We start from the raw sequence: 3,202 nt of genomic DNA, 5'->3' as shown, positions 1-3,202 counted from the left end.
GTCTGGTTCTGGTCCACATAGGACGTGGTCATGTTTGTATGCGAATCGCCGTTCGGCNTGGAATAGGCCTTTTCTCCGTCTCCCAGATTCAATCGAACCTGCTCGCGCAGGAACACCTGGTGCGAGGCATGCGAGGTATAGGTCTGGTTCTGGTCCACATAGGACGTGGTCATGTTTGTATGCGAATCGCCGTTCGGCGTGGCGCGGGTCAGCGCCATGAACCGAAGCTGGGGCGGCAGGTCATCGGCGGTGCCCAGCACCTTATCGGCCCCGGCGATCAGCGGATCGTCGGCCTGAAGCGGGATGTACACCGTCCCGTTGCCGCCCTTGGTGACAAGGTCCAGCCCGTGGTCGAAGAACTGGCCGAAGATGGTGAACAGGTTGTTGAACGAAGGCGTCAGGCCGATATCCGGCGAGACGTTCTCGATGCGGATGCCCCCTTCGGGTCCGACCTCAAGCCCGTGCTTGGCCAGAACGGTTTCCAGGTTCTTCTGGGCAAGCTGGTAATCTTCCACTGTTGCCCGGCGGACAGTCGCTGAATGGGCCGCGGTAATCTCGTTCACGGCTGCCGTGGCCGCCGTGCCGGTGACGCCCAGAACCTTCAACGCCGCATAGACGGCAGCGGGGTTTCCGGCCGTCTGGTCCACGATCAGGTTCGAGATGATGCGCGGATCCGCATCGACGACATTGCCGGCCTGACCGTAATGGGTATTCGTCAAGTCCGGTCCATTCGGCCCGTTTATCGGAATCCTGTCGCCGTCCTGGTCATTGCTGTAGACCGGATCGGTCAGGCGCGGGAACGGGGTTCCGCTCGCCCCCAGGTCCTCTCGCCCCGGCAGCAGATTGTTGTCGCGGCCATCGACCGTGCGAAGGCCCGCGGGCAGAAGGGCGGCATCCTGGGCGGACACGCCATAGACCTGCTGGATCGCCTCGACCGTCGTCATCCCTCCGGAATGAAGCTCGGCGACCTTGATCTGCTTCAGGATGAACTGAAGGTCGTGAACATTGACATGGAAACTCGTTGACATGGCTCTACCCTTCCCTGAACCGAGTTGGGAAGCACATCACGACAGCAGGAATCGGTCGCCGCCTTTGTCAGGCGCAAGCGTCGTGGCGCCGGACAGCACCCTCCAGACGGCCGCTTCGGACCGCGATATCCTTGATGTTGATGAAGTGTTCTTCCCTGGCGAGCAGGTTAGAAATCATGAAGGCTGCATGACAATGACGACATAGGGCCGGTCAGGATTAGGACTTTGGTCCTAGGACAGATGGGCCAGACAACAGGGGACGAAACGAAGATGCATGCAAATGGTTGAGAAGGTTAAACAAAGATTCCTTGCAGAAACACAGGAAATCTATTTGCAAAAGAAAAGCACATTCCTCATGCAACCACAAGGGGAAATTAATATAAGTTAAATTATCCTGTATTTTCCCGTCAAGCTGTCCAATCGGATGAAGTTTTTGATTTGGCGTTGCGCCTGGCTTGTCATAATGTCCACATCATGAGTTCGTAAGTGGATCCCGGTTGGTTGGTCTATGGGCAGTTCCAGTGCAGTCCTCTGGTGGACGTCACTAAGTCTTTCCCGGCAATTCTATATATTATGTGCAGTTCTTTTGATGCCGGGGATCGGGCTGCTGGGGCAATGGACGCTGGTTCGCGTCGAAGCGGCAGTCAAGGAGGATATCGGAAACCGCAACAGTTTCTATTTCAACCACTTCTTTGCAGATTATCTCCCCGAATTGGAACGCAGCGGTGGCTTCGCTCCGGCAACCACAAAGATAATCGGTCAGGAAATAGAAGCCGTCGCTGCGGATTTGAACCTGATAGCTGTCAGGATTTGGACGACGGACGGCCGGATTCTTTTTGATACCGACCCAAGTCCGATCTTCAGGCAGTTCCCCGCATCCAATGGCCTGGCCGAGGCAATCGGCGGCACGGTCGCCGTCGAATTCGAGAACGGATCGGGCGATCATGGGGCTTCTTCGGGCCAGAAGATGCTCGAGGTCTATGTTCCGCTGCGCCGCCAGGCCGGCGGCCCGGTTCTCGCCGTTGCCGGTCTCTACTATGACAGGACATCGCTTCTGGCGATGTTCCAGGAAAACCGGCGGCTGACATGGCTGATCGACGCGATGGTCCTGGCGGTGATCGCCCTGGGCATTCACGCGATCGTCGCGCAGGGCGACAGCGTGATCGATCGCCAGCGGGCGGAACTCAAGGAACAGGTCGAACGGCTGACGCAGCTTCTGGACCACAACAAGGCCCTGCGGCTTCGCATCCAGAAGGCCTCCTCGCTCAGCGCCGAGAATGCCGAGCTTCACCTTCGCCGGATCGGGGCCGATCTGCATGACGGGATCGGCCAGTTGCTGACGATTTCCTTGTTGAAGCTGGACCAGCTTTTCCCCGGCGACCAGGCCGGAAGTCGCGACTACATCATTCTGCGCGAGATGCTGGAGGAAGCCATGGCCGAGGTGCGGGCGATGGTGTCGGGACTGTCCCTGCCCCACATGATGGAGAAGGGACTGGCCGAAGCGATCGGTCTGGTCGTCCTGAAGCACCGGCACCGCACGTCGTCCACCGTGGACTGCATGATCGAGCCGGACCTGACCGAAGTCGGCAACCCCGTGAAGCTGGCGATCTGCCGGATGGTGCAAGAAGGGCTGAACAATGCCTACAAGCACGCGGGCGGCAAGGGACAGTCCGTCACCGTCCGCAGGGAAGGACGGTTCGCGGTGGTGACCGTCAGCGACGAAGGGCCGGGCATGCAGCCCCAGGCTGCAAGCAACGAGATGCAGCAACTGGGGCTGGCAGGGCTGCGCAACCGCATCATCAGCCTTGGCGGCAATCTTTCCGTCGGCAGCGTTCCGGGCAAGGGCGTGACCTTGACCGGCCATTTTCCAACAGATGTCTGAGGTGTCCAATGCCCCATATGATAAGGGTCGCCGTTGTCGATGATCACCCCCTTGTGCGGGAAGGCATCATCCATGCCGTCGGCGCGACCGGCGACGACATCACGGTGGTGGGCGAAGGCGCCACGGCCGCCGAGGCTGTCGAGCTTGTCCGAACCCTGGCCCCGGACGTTCTGCTGCTTGACCTCAGCATTCCGGGTCTCGGCCTCGCCGCGCTTGGGGAAATGGCCCGGATGCAGTTCCCGACCAGAGTGATCGTCCTGACTGCATCGGAAGACAGCGGCGATGTCATGGA

General features: G+C 59.6%; 3 protein-coding genes. 2 read left to right on the top strand and 1 reads right to left on the bottom strand.

What is annotated here, in order from left to right; translation table 11 throughout:
- Positions 1-1,599 precede the first annotated feature (1,599 nt).
- Positions 1,600-1,974 carry a hypothetical protein gene (locus CK944_RS23480; RefSeq protein WP_158248132.1) on the bottom strand — a complete coding sequence of 125 codons (375 nt, stop codon included), beginning with the start codon at positions 1,972-1,974 and terminating at the stop codon, positions 1,600-1,602.
- A 21-nt stretch (positions 1,975-1,995) separates the two neighbouring features.
- Here CK944_RS23480 and CK944_RS21855 point away from each other — a divergent pair, with 21 nt between their 5' ends.
- Positions 1,996-2,910, top strand: coding sequence for a sensor histidine kinase (locus tag CK944_RS21855; protein WP_158248131.1), 915 nt, complete (start codon positions 1,996-1,998; stop codon positions 2,908-2,910).
- Between the two features lie 8 nt (positions 2,911-2,918).
- On the top strand, positions 2,919-3,202 hold a 284-nt coding region (locus tag CK944_RS21850), incomplete at its 3' end, for a response regulator transcription factor (RefSeq protein ID WP_146038757.1).

This window comes from Paracoccus sp. SY (assembly GCF_002901215.1).
Classification (GTDB): Bacteria; Pseudomonadota; Alphaproteobacteria; order Rhodobacterales; family Rhodobacteraceae; genus Paracoccus; species Paracoccus acridae.
This window is presented reverse-complemented; position numbering and strand designations above follow the sequence as displayed.